The sequence below is a fragment of the Haemophilus parainfluenzae genome, assembly GCF_003253005.1.
GTDB lineage: Bacteria > Pseudomonadota > Gammaproteobacteria > Enterobacterales > Pasteurellaceae > Haemophilus_D > Haemophilus_D parainfluenzae_M.
Genome location: NZ_QEPZ01000002.1, coordinates 214053 through 227940 on the forward strand (window position 1 = coordinate 214053; position 13888 = coordinate 227940).

At 39.2% G+C, this 13888-nt stretch carries 16 protein-coding genes; 14 read left to right on the top strand and 2 right to left on the bottom strand.

Translation table 11 applies throughout. The features are described 5' to 3' along the window. Positions 1–36 precede the first annotated feature (36 nt). The 14 genes from prfA (at position 37) to lolE (ending at position 12910) form a co-directional block, all read left to right on the top strand. Complete coding sequence (prfA, locus tag DPV97_RS03530; protein WP_070714681.1) at positions 37–1119, top strand: peptide chain release factor 1; 1083 nt, start codon at positions 37–39, stop codon at positions 1117–1119. A gap of 52 nt (positions 1120–1171) precedes the next feature. Beyond that, a complete protein-coding gene (locus tag DPV97_RS03535) occupies positions 1172–1612 on the top strand; it encodes an RDD family protein (RefSeq protein WP_005644900.1) in 441 nt (146 codons plus the stop codon). Then, complete coding sequence (gene prmC / locus DPV97_RS03540; protein ID WP_070714680.1) at positions 1612–2490, top strand: peptide chain release factor N(5)-glutamine methyltransferase; 879 nt, start codon at positions 1612–1614, stop codon at positions 2488–2490. Before DPV97_RS03535 ends, prmC begins: the two co-directional genes overlap by 1 nt. Continuing rightward, the gene (locus tag DPV97_RS03545) at positions 2490–3293 is read left to right on the top strand and encodes a SirB1 family protein (RefSeq protein ID WP_049362831.1); all 804 of its coding nucleotides are present in this window, start codon (positions 2490–2492) and stop codon (positions 3291–3293) included. The genes prmC and DPV97_RS03545 overlap by 1 nt, the downstream gene beginning before the upstream one ends. Positions 3294–3305: 12 nt before the next feature. Continuing rightward, a complete protein-coding gene (gene kdsA / locus DPV97_RS03550; RefSeq protein WP_070714678.1) occupies positions 3306–4160 on the top strand; it encodes a 3-deoxy-8-phosphooctulonate synthase in 855 nt (284 codons plus the stop codon). A gap of 66 nt (positions 4161–4226) precedes the next feature. Next, positions 4227–5174 carry a 2-hydroxyacid dehydrogenase gene (locus DPV97_RS03555; protein WP_070714676.1) on the top strand — a complete coding sequence of 316 codons (948 nt, stop codon included), beginning with the start codon at positions 4227–4229 and terminating at the stop codon, positions 5172–5174. Further along, the gene (locus tag DPV97_RS03560; protein WP_111382887.1) at positions 5174–6355 is read left to right on the top strand and encodes a lipoprotein-releasing ABC transporter permease subunit; all 1182 of its coding nucleotides are present in this window, start codon (positions 5174–5176) and stop codon (positions 6353–6355) included. The genes DPV97_RS03555 and DPV97_RS03560 overlap by 1 nt, the downstream gene beginning before the upstream one ends. A gap of 21 nt (positions 6356–6376) precedes the next feature. Then, positions 6377–7666, top strand: a complete 1290-nt coding sequence (gene bioA / locus DPV97_RS03565; RefSeq protein WP_070714698.1) for an adenosylmethionine--8-amino-7-oxononanoate transaminase — start codon at positions 6377–6379, stop codon at positions 7664–7666. Between the two features lie 8 nt (positions 7667–7674). Then, positions 7675–8817, top strand: a complete 1143-nt coding sequence (gene bioF, locus DPV97_RS03570; protein ID WP_070714672.1) for an 8-amino-7-oxononanoate synthase — start codon at positions 7675–7677, stop codon at positions 8815–8817. Positions 8818–8826: 9 nt separating this feature from the next. Further along, a complete protein-coding gene (locus tag DPV97_RS03575; RefSeq protein ID WP_070714670.1) occupies positions 8827–9474 on the top strand; it encodes a DUF452 family protein in 648 nt (215 codons plus the stop codon). Beyond that, positions 9462–10241 carry a malonyl-ACP O-methyltransferase BioC gene (gene bioC, locus DPV97_RS03580; RefSeq protein ID WP_070714668.1) on the top strand — a complete coding sequence of 260 codons (780 nt, stop codon included), beginning with the start codon at positions 9462–9464 and terminating at the stop codon, positions 10239–10241. Before DPV97_RS03575 ends, bioC begins: the two co-directional genes overlap by 13 nt. A 12-nt stretch (positions 10242–10253) precedes the next feature. Then, positions 10254–10895: a dethiobiotin synthase gene (gene bioD / locus DPV97_RS03585; RefSeq protein WP_070714666.1), complete on the top strand. Its 642-nt coding sequence runs from the start codon at positions 10254–10256 to the stop codon at positions 10893–10895. A gap of 81 nt (positions 10896–10976) precedes the next feature. After that, positions 10977–11660 carry a lipoprotein-releasing ABC transporter ATP-binding protein LolD gene (lolD, locus tag DPV97_RS03590; protein ID WP_070714665.1) on the top strand — a complete coding sequence of 228 codons (684 nt, stop codon included), beginning with the start codon at positions 10977–10979 and terminating at the stop codon, positions 11658–11660. Further along, positions 11660–12910 carry a lipoprotein-releasing ABC transporter permease subunit LolE gene (gene lolE / locus DPV97_RS03595; protein ID WP_070714664.1) on the top strand — a complete coding sequence of 417 codons (1251 nt, stop codon included), beginning with the start codon at positions 11660–11662 and terminating at the stop codon, positions 12908–12910. The genes lolD and lolE overlap by 1 nt, the downstream gene beginning before the upstream one ends. 58 nt (positions 12911–12968) lie before the next feature. On the opposite strand, the gene DPV97_RS03600 is transcribed toward lolE, so the two are convergent. Together DPV97_RS03600 and DPV97_RS03605 are read right to left on the bottom strand one after the other, a co-directional pair. After that, complete coding sequence (locus DPV97_RS03600; RefSeq protein ID WP_049384956.1) at positions 12969–13379, bottom strand: Z-ring associated ZapG family protein; 411 nt, start codon at positions 13377–13379, stop codon at positions 12969–12971. A 90-nt stretch (positions 13380–13469) separates the two neighbouring features. Continuing rightward, positions 13470–13820 (bottom strand): RidA family protein, encoded by a 351-nt coding sequence (locus DPV97_RS03605; RefSeq protein ID WP_070714663.1) that lies wholly within the window; start codon positions 13818–13820, stop codon positions 13470–13472. Positions 13821–13888: the final 68 nt, after the last annotated feature.

Here is a 13888-nt window from a genome sequence, read left to right on the forward strand (position 1 = left end):
GGCCGATTTTATTTTTGGCTTTAACTTTATAAAAATATGAAAGATTCTATTATTGCAAAACTTGAAAGTTTAAAAGAACGTTATGAAGAATTAGAGGCATTGCTAGGCGATGTGTCAGTGATTTCGGATCAGGATAAATTCCGTGCGTATTCTAAAGAATATTCGCAACTTGAAGAAGTAGTGAAATGTTTTAATCGTTGGACGCAATTAAATCAAAATATTGAAGAAGCTGAAATATTGTTCGACGATCCTGAAATGAAAGAAATGGCGCAAATGGAAATCGAAGAATCCAAAGCCGAAATTGAAGAAGTGGAGCAACAACTTCAAATTCTTTTATTACCAAAAGATCCAAATGATGAATATAACTGCTATTTAGAGATTCGTGCGGGTACAGGTGGGGATGAAGCGGGTATTTTTGCCGGAGATTTATTCCGTATGTATAGTCGCTATGCTGAAAGTAAACGCTGGCGTGTTGAAATGCTCAGTGCAAATGAAAGCGAGCAGGGCGGTTATAAAGAAGTGATCGTTAAAGTAAGTGGTGATGGCGTGTACGGTCAGTTAAAATTTGAATCAGGTGGTCATCGTGTGCAACGTGTACCAAAAACTGAATCGCAAGGACGTATCCACACGTCTGCTTGTACCGTTGCGGTAATGCCGGAATTGCCTGAATCTGAAATGCCAGAAATTAATCCAGCAGATTTGCGTATTGATACTTATCGCTCATCAGGAGCTGGTGGTCAGCACGTTAATACAACAGACTCAGCAGTACGTATTACCCACATTCCAACGGGTATTGTGGTAGAATGTCAGGATGAGCGTTCACAGCACAAAAATAAAGCGAAAGCAATGTCAGTATTAGCGTCACGTATTGTTCAAGCAGAGCAAGAACGCCAAGCTGCAGAACAAACAGATATGCGCCGTAACTTATTAGGTTCGGGCGATCGTTCTGATAAAATTCGTACATATAATTATCCGCAAGGTCGAGTTACAGATCACCGTATCAATCTCACTATTTACCGTTTGGATGAAGTAATGAATGGTAAAATTGATGAACTGATTCAGCCGATTATTACCGAATATCAAGCGGATCAGTTGGCGGCATTGTCTGAACAGAATTAATGATAGGGACATCTGATTTCAGATGTCCTTTTTAACTTTACAGGGAAATAAAATGATCATTGAAAATCAAAAAGATGCTGAATTTTCGTCTGCTTTCAAACCTTCTCAACCTGCTCAAGCCAGCCGTTTTAAACGTTGGCTTGCGAGTATGATTAATGGGCTTGTACTTTGGGTGATGGTTGGTCTCGGTTTTGCATTGGGTGATTTTGCCGGTGTAGTGGGGACGATTGTATATGCTGGTTTTCAGTTATATTTCATGAAAACTTATGGCCAAACCATGGCAAAACGCTGGTTAGGCTTGCGAGTATTTAATTATCATACCAATCAACCCGTTGAATTTGGTAAATACATCGGTCGTGAGATTATTGATATTTTATTGGCGTGGACGAGTTTCTTATTGATTATTAGCGGTATTGTTGCACTTGTGCGCGATGATCGTCGTTCTTTAACTGATTTAGTGGCTGGCACAATTGTGTTAAAAGACGAAAAATAATGAATTATAAAGAATGGCTGGCACAAGCGATTACGGATTTAGCACCAAAAAATCCCACTGAAAATAGTAAAATTGATGCGCTTGTGCTTCTTCAACATGCTGCTGGCAAATCGCGTACGCAAATCCTTGCTTTTGATGATACTGAGATTGATGAAAAAGTGCGGTTAAAATTGACCGCACTTTTAGATCGTCGTCTAAAAGGCGAACCTATCGCTTATATCCTCGGTGAAAAAGAATTCTGGTCCTTGCCTTTAAATGTGTCTGAAGGAACATTAATTCCTCGCCCCGATACCGAAATTCTCGTAGAAAAAGCATTACAAATTGCCTTAGAAAAACTGGAAGAAAATTCACCGCACTTTCGTATTCTTGATCTTGGCACTGGCACGGGTGCTATTGCGTTGGCGTTGGCTTCTGAGCTCTCTCCTATTTGTCAAAAAAAAGCTATTCAATTAGATGTCATCGGTGTGGATTTAATGCCTGAAGTCGTCAAATTAGCGCAATCCAATGCAGAAAAAAATCAGCTCAAGGTACAATTTTTTCAGAGTCGTTGGTTTGAACATGTTGAAGGGCAGTTTGATATTATCGTTAGTAATCCGCCTTATATTGATGAAACCGATGAGCACCTTTCGCAAGGTGATGTGCGTTTTGAGCCTCGTTCGGCGTTGGTAGCAGGTGAAAACGGTTTAGCTGATTTACGTCATCTTATTGAGTATGCGCCAGTATATTTAAAAGATAACGGCTATTTATTGTTAGAACACGGCTGGAAACAGGGTGAAGAAGTGCGGTCAATTTTCTGGCAAAATCATTGGCAAGGGGTTGCAACCATACGGGATTATGGCGACAATGAGCGCGTAACGTTGGGATATTGGAAGCGGTAATGAAATACGATCAAAAAGCTTTATATGCTGAAATGACTCATTTTTATCTGAGTGTTTATGAGAAAGAGCAAGTTGATGAGCCTCGTATAAGAGGGCTTGTGGGTGGCTTAGTGCGTAGAGCTCGCCAAGCTATTCCAGAAGAATGGGATGATAAAGCTAAAATTCATCAATTACTACAGCTATTTTACGGTGATTGGGGCTTTCATTGTGATGCGGACAATTATTTCTATGCCCGCAATTTATATCTTCCGTATATTTTAGAAGAGCGTGAAGGCATGCCGGTGAGTCTTGGTGCCTTAATACTTTATTTAGCTGCAAGTTTAAAATTGCCGATTTATCCGGTGAATTTCCCGACCCAGCTGATTTTACGTGCAGAAGTAGACGGTGAAGTAGCATTTATTGATCCTTGGAGCGGAAAATATATTTCAGTGGATGAATTGAAAAAGCTCTATGAAGGTGCCTTTGGTTTTGGCGCTCAAATTCAACCTGAGGATTTAGCCCGAGCAGATATTCCGATGCTGACCACACGTTTTCGTCAGCTCGCCAAAAATGCCTTAATTCGTGAAGAACAAAACGATTTTGCTTTTAATTATATCCAATTCTTGTTAGCGGTAAGAAAAGATCCTTACGATATTCGCGATCGTGGCTTAGTGTTGGCGCAAATGGGCGCTTATTCTTCCGCCATTGAGGATTTAGAATATTTTGTGGATCAATGTCCGAATGATCCCACTTCATCTCTGTTAAAAACTCAACTTTTAGAACTGAAAGGCGAAGCATTGAAAGATGCCAATGCCATCCATTAAAAAGGAAATATTATGCAAAATAAAATTGTAAAAATTGGCAATATTGATGTCGCAAATGACAAACCCTTTGTGCTTTTCGGCGGAATGAACGTGCTTGAAAGTCGCGATATGGCGATGCAAGTTTGTGAAGCTTACGTGAAAGTGACTGAAAAGTTGGGTGTGCCTTATGTGTTTAAAGCTTCTTTTGACAAAGCGAATCGTTCGTCTATTCATTCTTACCGTGGCCCAGGCATGGAAGAAGGCTTAAAAATTTTCCAAGAGATAAAAGAAACCTTTGGCGTGAAAGTGATTACCGATGTGCACGAAATCTATCAATGCCAGCCTGTTGCTGATGTGGTGGATGTGATTCAGTTACCGGCATTCTTAGCTCGTCAAACTGATTTAGTTGAAGCCATGGCAAAAACAGACGCAGTGATTAATGTGAAAAAACCACAATTCTTAAGCCCAGGTCAAATGGGTAATATCGTCGATAAATTTGAAGAATGTGGTAACGATAAAATCATTCTTTGTGATCGTGGAACAAACTTTGGCTATGATAACTTAATCGTAGATATGCTTGGCTTTAGCATCATGAAAAAAGCCTCTAAGGGCAGCCCGGTTATTTTTGATGTAACCCATTCACTTCAATGCCGTGATCCATTTGGTGCTGCATCAGGTGGCCGTCGCGCACAAGTAACCGAATTAGCACGTTCAGGTTTAGCTGTAGGCATTGCAGGTTTATTCTTAGAAGCGCATCCAAGTCCAAATCAAGCGAAATGTGATGGCCCATCTGCATTGCCACTTTCAGCATTAGAAGGTTTTGTCTCACAGATGAAAGCCATTGATGATTTAGTGAAGTCTTTCCCTGAATTAGATACGTCTATTTAATAGATAAGTGCGGTTGAAAATAGTGTTGTTTTTGACCGCACTTTTGTTCTGTAAAAGGAGATAACAATGAATATCGTATTTTTAGACAGCACTGCAATTCCAAAACATATTCCTATTCCTCGCCCAAGCTTTCCTCATAACTGGGTAGAGTATGAATATACTTCTGAGAAGCAAACTATTGAGCGAGCAAAAGACGCGGATATTATTATCACCAGTAAAGTGATTTTAAGCCGTGAGGTGTTGCAACAATTACCGAAATTAAAACTCATTGCTCTCACCGCAACAGGCACCAATAACGTGGATTTAGATGCAGCAAAAGAATTAGGTGTGACAGTTAAAAATGTGACGGGTTATTCTGTCACAACGGTACCTGAGCATGTGTTGGGGATGATTTTTGCGTTAAAACATAGTCTAGCAGGTTGGCAGCGCGATCAAATCACTGGCAAATGGACTGAGAGTAAACAGTTCTGTTATTTTGATTATCCCATTACAGATGTGTGCGGTTCCACATTAGGCGTATTTGGTAAAGGTTGCTTAGGGACAGAAGTGGGGCGTTTGGCTAATGCCGTGGGAATGAAAGTTCTTTATGCTGAACATAAAGACGCCACTGTTTGCCGTGAAGGTTATACGCCCTTTGAGGAAGTATTAAGACAAGCGGATATTGTGACGTTGCATTGTCCCTTAACCGAAACAACCAAGAATTTAATTAATACAGACACCTTATCCAAAATGAAAAAAGGTGCATTTTTGATTAATACAGGGCGTGGGCCTTTGATTGATGAACTTGCATTAGTTGATGCGTTAAAAACGGGGCATTTAGGCGGAGCGGCTTTGGATGTAATGGTAAAAGAGCCACCAGAAAAAGATAATCCGTTAATTTTAGCTGCAAAAACTATGCCTAATTTAATTATCACCCCGCATATTGCTTGGGCGAGTGATAGTGCAGTGACAACATTAGTTGGCAAAGTGATGCAAAACATCGAAGAATTTGTACAACAATTAAATCAAAAATAATGAATTTTCCTATTTCTCTATATATCGCGCTACGTTATTGGCGTGCGAAAAGTGCGGATCGTTTTGGGCGATTAGTGACTAATCTTGCAAGCCTGGGGATTGTGCTAGGTGTGATGGCATTGATCATCGTGCTTTCGGTGATGAATGGATTAGAAGGTTACCAAAAACAACAGGTGCTTTCGAGCATTCCACACGCTATTATTAGCCAAGAAGCACCTATTTCGGCTGAAAAACCGCTTGAAAATACACCGCACTTTGTACAAAAAGCCGTGCCGATTAATACGACTAATGTCGTGTTTCAAACAGCAAAAGGCGTAAGTGCAGGACAAGTGATTGGTATTCAGTCTTTTTCAGATGATCCTTTATTAGTAGGCATCGATCCTAGTCAGTTTAACCAACTTTTACCGCAAGGTGAGTTTAAGTTAATTATGGGTGATAAGTTGGCACAAAAATTAGGCTTAATAGTGGGCGATAAGGTTCGTTTAATGATTACGGAAAACAGCCAATACACACCATTTGGTCGCGTGCCGATGCAGCGTTTATTTACGGTGAGCGAGCTTTACTATGATTATGGCGAAGCATCAGGCTATGAAGTTTTTGCTAATTTAGCCGATATTGGTCGCCTAATGCGTATTCAGCCAGGTGAGGCACAAGGCTATCGTTTATTCCTAGATGATCCGTTCCAAATTACAGAGCTCCCACAATATTTCCCAACACAAAAAATCACGGATTGGCGCGTACAAAAAGGTGAATTTTTCCAAGCGGTGAGAATGGAAAAAAATATGATGGGATTGCTGATTAGTTTGATCATTGTCGTGGCGATTTCCAATATTGTCACCTCATTAAGTTTAATGGTGGTGGATAAACAAGGGGAAATTGCGATCTTACAAACTCAGGGCTTAACAAAATCCCAAGTTTGTTCAGTGTTTATTTATCAAGGATTACTGGTGGGATTTGTTGGCACATTGCTCGGTGCTATTTTAGGTATTTTAGTCACCTTGAACTTAACAGAGATTGTAAGTGCGGTAAATCCACAAGGTGTTTTTTTACCGACAGAATTATCCTTTGTTCAAATGATTTTTGTCGTTGGATTTTCCTTGTTGCTTTCTTTACTTTCTACACTTTATCCCGCTTATCGAGTGGCGAAAGTAGAACCTGCCGCTGCCTTGCGATACGAATAAGTTTTTAATGGTAAATGAATGATGGATGAACAATCACTTTTAGCTTTTGATACACAACATATTTGGCATCCTTATTCTTCAGTTTCTTCTGATATGCCGCTTTATGCGGTAGAACGTGCTGATGGCGTGATGATAACCTTAAAAGATGGCCGTCGTTTGATTGATGGCATGTCTTCTTGGTGGGCAGCGTTGCATGGTTATAATCACCCTCGTTTAAATGCAGCTGCGCAGAATCAGTTAGCAAAAATGAGTCATATTATGTTTGGCGGTTTTACCCATGAACCCGCGGTGGAATTAGCCCAATTATTGGTACAAATTTTACCAAATGGATTAGATAAGATCTTTTTTGCTGATAGTGGTTCTGTTGCTGTGGAAGTAGCGATGAAAATGGCTATTCAATATCAGCACTCTAAAGGGGAAGTACAAAGGCAAAAATTCGCCACTATTCGTTCTGGTTATCATGGTGATACTTGGAATGCGATGTCGGTGTGTGATCCAACCACAGGGATGCATTATTTATTTCATCATAGCCTGCCCGTACAATATTTCCTTCCTCAACCCAATATTCCATTTAATGAATCTTGGAATGATTGTGTGATGGAGCCTTTAGCTGATTTACTTAAGAAAAAAGGTCGCGAAATCGCCGCACTTATTTTAGAGCCTGTCGTGCAAGGTGCGGGTGGTATGTATTTTTATTCGCCAACTTATTTAGTGAAAGCGCAAGCGCTTTGTAAACAATATGGTGTATTGCTAATTTTTGATGAAATTGCTACAGGTTTTGGCCGCACAGGGAAATTATTTGCTGCCGAGCATGCTGGGATTTCGCCAGATATTATGTGTATCGGTAAAGCCTTAACAGGTGGTTATTTAACTTTATCGGCAACCATTACGACCACTGAAATTGCGCAAATTATTTGTAGCGGTGAGGCTAAATGCTTTATGCACGGGCCCACTTTTATGGCAAATCCGTTGGCTTGTGCGGTTGCGGCAGAATCTATCCGTTTATTGTTGGAAAGTCCTTGGCAGCAAAATATTCAGCGAATTGAGTCTTCCTTAAAACAACAGCTTTTGCCTTTAGCTGAAAAAGATTACGTCAAAGAAGTTCGCGTATTAGGGGCGATTGGAGTGGTTGAAATGAAAAGTGCGGTAAATATGAAAACTTTAGTTCCGCGTTTTGTGGAACAAGGTGTTTGGATTCGACCTTTCGGTAAACTGGTTTATGTGATGCCACCATTTGTGATTAAAGATGATGAACTTCATAAATTAACGGAAGGCATGATTCTGGCTTTAACGCAGGAATATGAACATTAGGATAAAAAATGGATGCTTTTAAACAGCAACTGGAAAAGCTTAGCGCGCAAAATCAATATCGTTCAATTCCAGACTTAGTTCATCAAGGACGATATATTACGCGAGAAAATCGCAAAATGCTGAATATATCATCTAATGATTATTTAGGTTTGGCATCGAATGAAAACTTGCGCCAGTCTTTTTTACAGCAATATGGTGATAATTTCCCTTCTTTTACCAGTTCTTCGTCTCGTTTATTAACGGGAAATTTTCCTATTTATACCGATCTCGAGCAGCTCATTGCTCAACGTTTCCAACGAGAAAGCGCTTTATTATTTAACAGTGGCTATCACGCCAATCTTGGTATTTTACCGGCGTTGACGACAACAAAAAGTTTAATTTTGGCAGATAAATTAGTGCATGCCAGCATGATTGATGGCATTCGTTTAAGCCAATGTGAGTTCTTTCGTTATCGTCATAATGATTATCAACATCTAAAGAATCTGCTCGAGAAAAATGCCGGAAAATTTGACCGCACTTTTATTGTGACAGAGTCGGTTTTTAGTATGGATGGCGATGTAGCTGATTTGAACTATCTTGTTCAATTAAAAAAACAGTTTCCAAATACTTATCTTTATGTGGATGAAGCCCATGCAATAGGCGTTTATGGTAAAAACGGATTAGGTATTGCTGAGCGAGCTAATGTGATAGCTGATATAGATTTATTGGTTGGCACTTTTGGCAAAGCCTTAGCTTCAATGGGGGCTTATGTCGTCTGTGATCAAATATTAAAAGAGTGTTTGATTAATCAAATGCGTCCATTGATTTTTTCAACCGCACTTCCGCCGTTTAATGTGGCGTGGACTCATTTTATTTTTGAACGATTGCCACAATTTTCAAAAGAAAGAACGCATCTTGAGCAGTTAAGTACATTTTTACGCCAAGAAGTGGAGCATAGAACGCAAATAATGCCAAGCCAAACTTGCATCGTTCCTTATATTTTAGGCGAGAATGAAGCAACCCTTGCTAAGGCGAAAGCTCTGCAAGAGCAAGGTTATTATTGCTTGCCGATTAGACCACCGACAGTACCAAAAGGTACATCCAGAATACGATTATCTTTGACGGCAGATATGACAATGGATGAAGTAAAACAGTTTGTGGCATGCTTATAAGGAAATAATGTGAAAACGAAATTTTATGATCATCAAGGTGAGCATTTAATAGTTTATTTTGCTGGTTGGGGGACACCTCTTGATGCTGTAGCTCATTTGATTTTGCCAACAAATCACAATTTATTAATTTGCTACGATTATCAAGATTTGACGTTAGATTTTGATTTTTCTGCCTATCAGCAAATTCGTGTAGTGGCATGGTCAATGGGTGTTTGGGCGGCTGAGCGAGTATTACAAGGAATCACCTTACAATCAGCAACCACAGTGAATGGCACAGGTTTACCTTGTGATGATAGCTTCGGTATTCCTTACGCTATTTTTAAAGGTACGCTAGAGAATCTCACAGAAAATACTCGTTCAAAGTTTGAACGTAGAATCTGTGGTGATAAAGTATCTTTTGAACGTTATCAGCAATTTTCTGCACGACCATTTAACGAAATTCATCAAGAACTCACCGCACTTTTTGCGATGATTCAGCAGGATAAACGCACAGATCTTATTCACTGGACAAATGCATTGATTAGTTCTCGCGATAAAATTTTTATGCCAGCTAATCAGCACCAATATTGGGCATTGCGTTGTTCGGTTCAGGAAATAGAAGGTGAACATTATGTGTTTTCAAGATTTAGCCACTGGTCGGCATTATGGAATCATTAACTTCCGTAAATAAATCGCGCATTCAACACGCCTTCCAAAAAGCCTTAAATAGCTATGATGAACATGCGTTAATTCAACAAAAAATGAATATTAAGTTAATGATGCATTTGCAAGACTATTTACCAAATGGGTCACTAGATAGTGTTTTGGAGCTTGGTTGCGGGTCTGGTATGTTGAGTACGTTGTTGCAGAAACAGATTTCAGCCAATTATTGGTTATTTAATGATTTGTGCGATGTGTGCTCTCTACTCGCTGAAAAGCTGATTCAACCCTTTGATTTTTATTGTGGTGATGCAGAGAACTTTCCTTTTCAACGACAATTTGACTTGATTGCAAGTGCATCAGCTTTACAGTGGTTCCATCATCCTGACAATTTTATTTCCCATTGTAAAACAGGATTGAAACCTAATGGTTTATTGGCGATTACGAGCTTTGGTGAAGATAATTTAAAAGAGATTCGCCAAATGACGAATGTGGGGTTAAGTTATCCGAATTTATCTCAATGGCAAAATTGGTTAGCCAATGATTTTGAGCTTTTATGGTGTGAGGATTTTAATGTAATACTAGAGTTTGATACACCATTGGATGTACTCAAACATCTGAAATATACCGGTGTAACAGCGACTAACCAGAAAAATTGGACAAGAAAAAATCTCAACAAATTTATTGATGACTACTTACAGGCTTTTAGGTTGCCATCGGGTAAAGTGCGGTTAACTTATCATCCATTGTTTTTTATCGCACGTTATTCTCGTGTTGGAAATTAGTAAGGCGTATTTATGGGCAAGGTTATTTTTGTATCGGGCATTGATACCGATGTAGGTAAAACAGTTGCAACGGGCATTTATGCTAAAAAGTTGATGGAACAAGGCTTTTCCGTTATTACACAAAAAATGATTCAAACAGGCTGTAAAAATATTGCTGATGATTTGCTTGTACATCGAAAGATTCAAGGAATTGATTTGACGAAAGAAGATTTACAAGGTGATACCTGCCCTTATCTTTTTGAATATCCTTGTTCTCCTCATTTAGCGGCAAAGCTCGAAGGGCAAGAAATTAATGAAAAAATGATTGAAAAATCCACCGCACTTTTGGCAGAAAAATATGATTATGTATTGTTGGAGGGGGCCGGTGGGTTAATGGTGCCTTATTGTGACGATGCGACGACGTTAGATTATATCCAGTCAAATAATTACCCTTTGATTTTAGTGACATCGGGAAAATTAGGTAGCATAAACCATACATTATTAAGTTTAGAGGCTTGTCGTTCTCATGGTGTGTCAGTGCTAAGCGTAATGTATAACGGTTATCCTGAATACGATCCTATCATTAGTCAAGAGACGCAAGATTATTTAAAGGGTTATCTTAAAAAATATTTTCCTGAAACGGGATTTGAATACTTTGGGCGCATTGAAATTTAAGCTCAGGGAAAAGTGTGATAGACTCGCGCAAGTTTTTAATGAGATGATTTGCTGCTAAAGTGCGGTTAAAAAGAGTAAAAAATGAATAACTATTTATTAAAATGCGAAAATATCAATAAATTTTATCAAGAAGGTGAAAATCAAACGCAAGTGTTAAAAGGCGTTTCTTTTTCTATGGAACCTGCAGAGTTGGTTGCGATTGTGGGGAGTTCTGGTTCAGGAAAAAGTACTTTATTGCACACTTTGGGTGGTTTAGATCAGCCAAGTAGTGGGGAAGTCTTTATTAAAGGGCAATCTTTGCAAAAAGCGTCTGAAAGTGAATTGGCTAAATTACGTAACCAAAATCTCGGTTTTGTATATCAATTTCATCATTTAATGGCGGATTTTACAGCGTTAGAAAATGTGATGATGCCGATGTTAATTGGTCGTCAGAATAAAACAGAAGCAAAAGATCGTGCTGAAAAAATATTAGGCGCAGTTGGCTTAAGTCACCGCATTACTCATCGTCCATCTGCACTTTCGGGAGGTGAACGTCAACGTGTTGCGATTGCTCGTGCATTGGTGAATAACCCTGCTCTTGTCTTGGCTGATGAACCAACTGGTAACTTGGATCATAAAACCACAGAAAGTATTTTTGAGTTGATTCAAACCTTGAATGCGGAACAAAACATTGCATTTTTATTGGTTACACATGATATGTTGTTAGCGCAAAAACTGGCTCGTTGCTTAACCATGCAAGACGGCATTTTGAAGGAAGGTGCATAATGAATACGCCTTTTTTCATTAGTTGGCGTTATCAACAGGGTAAGCAAAAGAATCCGTTGGTGGCGTTAATTTCAAAATTCTCTGCTATCGGTATCGCGCTGGGTGTGGCAGTGTTGATTGTGGGATTAAGTGCGATGAATGGTTTTGAGCGTGAATTGAATTCACGTATTTTGGCTGTCGTGCCACACACGGAAATCACCGTTAATCCACATGCTAATGAAGCCACATTAAACCATTGGCAGAACCTTGCGGAACGTCTAAAAACAAACAAAAAAATTACCGCACTTTCACCTTTTGTGAGTTTTACAGCCTTAGTCGAAAATGGCAATAAACTTAAAGTTGTACAAGTGAAAGGGGTCGATAAACAAGCTGAAGATCAAGTGAGTTCTCTTGGTAAGTTTGTGGAAGGTGATGGCTGGCAGAAATTCGCAGAAGAAGGTGGATTGGTGCTGGGCTCTGGTATTGCCAAAGAGTTAGATGTTAAAGCAGGTGATTGGGTGTCGTTATTGATTTCTCAACCTAATGGTGAAGATCAAATGGCTCAGCCTAATCGTGAGCGTGTTCAAGTGACCGCTATTTTACGTTTAGATGGTCAGTTAGACCACAGTTATGCCTTACTGGCATTACCTCAAGCGCAAGAATTAATGGGATATCGTGAAGATCAAATTACTGGTGTTGAATTAAAAGTTGATGATCCATTCAAAGTACAAGAAATGGATTATTCGATGCTAAATGATTATCCGCAACTGCTTTATATTCAAAACTGGGTGGCAAAATTTGGCTATATGTATCGAGATATTCAGCTTATCCGTACCGTGATGTATATCGCGATGGTGCTTGTCATTGGGGTGGCGTGTTTTAATATCGTTTCAACCTTAATTATGGCGGTAAAAGATAAGCAAGGTGATATTGCGATTATGCGAACCCTAGGGGCAAATAATGGTTTTATTAAACAAATCTTTATTTGGTATGGTTTACTTGCAGGGATGAAAGGGTGTTTGATTGGTATCGTATTAGGTGTCGTACTCGCACTGAATCTCACGCCGATTATTCAAGGCATCGAGGCACTACTCGGTAAAAAATTGTTATCAGATGGCATCTATTTCGTTGATTTCTTGCCAAGTGAATTACATTGGTTCGATGTTGTATTAGTTCTCGTGGCGGCATTGGTATTGAGTTTACTCGCCAGTCTTTATCCAGCCAGTCGAGCCGCGAAGTTACAACCGGCTCAAGTATTGAGTAATCACTAATAAAAAATCAGGGATTAAGTATTTAATCCCCGATTTTTTATTATTCAACCGTTAATTATTATTGGTTTTCTTTATCTGTTTTTAATAAGCCAGATGAACCTTCGGAATAATCGCGAGGTGGTTCTTCTGATTTACTTTCTGATGAGGCGGTCACTAATTGCTGGGTAAATAAACCTTTGTCGGCTGGTTTACTGCCAAGCAAGGTTTCAGATGAAACTGCATAGTGACGATAGAGTTTTTGATAATCACCAATTAAGGTTTTAAATAATTCGGCACTTTCAGCAAAATGTTTTTCAAGTTGTGCTTGTTTATCGCTTAATTGTGTTTTCACTTCTTTCAGTTCAGCTTCGGTCTGAACTTGTTTTTTAACAGAACCTTTTGTTAAACGTAATAGCAAATATCCTAAGATTACGCCAACTACAAGCCCGATCACCGCAGCTTGCCATATTTCTGGTATCCATGATTGCATACATTACTCCTTATTTTGAATTCAGTGTTTAGTGTAAAGGAAAAACAAAAAAGTTTCTTTGCGGTTGATCACATTTTGAAAAAACTGTGCTTACACGGCTGCAATAATCACGATCTCAACCTTCCAATCAGGATCGGCAAGTTTCGCTTCTACCGTTGCTCGGCTTGGTGGATTTTGGCTATCAACCCATTCATCCCATGCTTGGTTGAGTTGAGCATAATCTGCCATATCAGCAAGGAAGATTTGCGTGGTAAGAATTTTGCTTTTTTCAGAACCAATTTCAGCCAATAATTTATCGGTCAGTGAAAGGACTTCTTTGGTTTGCTCGTAAGCATTTTGCTTAACGGTTTTTTCCGGTACTTGGCCTGCAAAATAGGCAGTATTATTATGAATGACCACTTCAGAAAAGCGTTTGCTTGGTTGAATGCGTTGAATAGACATAATGGCTCCTTTTTGATGAAGATAATTCCATTCTAAAGGTGGTTTTAGACTTTGTAAATCAAGAAATT

Coding starts and splice junctions, on each gene's coding strand:
- prfA (WP_070714681.1), top strand. CDS start 37: ATGAAAGATTCTATTATTGCAAAACTTGAAAGTTTAAAAGAACGTTAT.
- DPV97_RS03535 (WP_005644900.1), top strand. CDS start 1,172: ATGATCATTGAAAATCAAAAAGATGCTGAATTTTCGTCTGCTTTCAAA.
- prmC (WP_070714680.1), top strand. CDS start 1,612: ATGAATTATAAAGAATGGCTGGCACAAGCGATTACGGATTTAGCACCA.
- DPV97_RS03545 (WP_049362831.1), top strand. CDS start 2,490: ATGAAATACGATCAAAAAGCTTTATATGCTGAAATGACTCATTTTTAT.
- kdsA (WP_070714678.1), top strand. CDS start 3,306: ATGCAAAATAAAATTGTAAAAATTGGCAATATTGATGTCGCAAATGAC.
- DPV97_RS03555 (WP_070714676.1), top strand. CDS start 4,227: ATGAATATCGTATTTTTAGACAGCACTGCAATTCCAAAACATATTCCT.
- DPV97_RS03560 (WP_111382887.1), top strand. CDS start 5,174: ATGAATTTTCCTATTTCTCTATATATCGCGCTACGTTATTGGCGTGCG.
- bioA (WP_070714698.1), top strand. CDS start 6,377: ATGGATGAACAATCACTTTTAGCTTTTGATACACAACATATTTGGCAT.
- bioF (WP_070714672.1), top strand. CDS start 7,675: ATGGATGCTTTTAAACAGCAACTGGAAAAGCTTAGCGCGCAAAATCAA.
- bioC (WP_070714668.1), top strand. CDS start 9,462: ATGGAATCATTAACTTCCGTAAATAAATCGCGCATTCAACACGCCTTC.
- bioD (WP_070714666.1), top strand. CDS start 10,254: ATGGGCAAGGTTATTTTTGTATCGGGCATTGATACCGATGTAGGTAAA.
- lolD (WP_070714665.1), top strand. CDS start 10,977: ATGAATAACTATTTATTAAAATGCGAAAATATCAATAAATTTTATCAA.
- lolE (WP_070714664.1), top strand. CDS start 11,660: ATGAATACGCCTTTTTTCATTAGTTGGCGTTATCAACAGGGTAAGCAA.
- DPV97_RS03600 (WP_049384956.1), bottom strand. CDS start 13,379: ATGCAATCATGGATACCAGAAATATGGCAAGCTGCGGTGATCGGGCTT.
- DPV97_RS03605 (WP_070714663.1), bottom strand. CDS start 13,820: ATGTCTATTCAACGCATTCAACCAAGCAAACGCTTTTCTGAAGTGGTC.